This window comes from Salifodinibacter halophilus, assembly GCA_012999515.1.
Taxonomy (GTDB): domain Bacteria; phylum Pseudomonadota; class Gammaproteobacteria; order Nevskiales; family Salinisphaeraceae; genus Salifodinibacter; species Salifodinibacter halophilus.
The window spans coordinates 1-238 of record JABEEB010000693.1; the positions used below are offsets into that span (position 1 = coordinate 1).

Consider the following 238-nt stretch of genomic DNA (forward strand, 5'->3'; position numbering starts at 1 on the left):
CCAGTCCATTCGGGTTGTTGGCCTCGAGCTCCGCCACGGCTGCTTCCAATGCCGCGTCGATGTGCTGCTTGTAGCGCACTGCCGCCTCGCGCGAAGTGGCTACCACCTGCGCCTTGTAGCCGTTGGGGTACACGTGGGTCAGGTAGTGCGTCACCATGTCGGCAGCTTTCGCCGCGATGGTGGGCTCGGCTTCCAGATACGCCTGGCGCGAGCCGTAGCCCAGGATCTCCAGTCGTTC

The 238-nt window shown here is 64.7% G+C and carries 1 protein-coding gene; it reads right to left on the minus strand.

What is annotated here, in order from left to right; translation table 11 throughout:
• A partial coding sequence (locus tag HKX41_13340; GenBank protein NNC25119.1) for a hypothetical protein occupies window positions 1–238 on the minus strand: 238 nt, incomplete at both ends.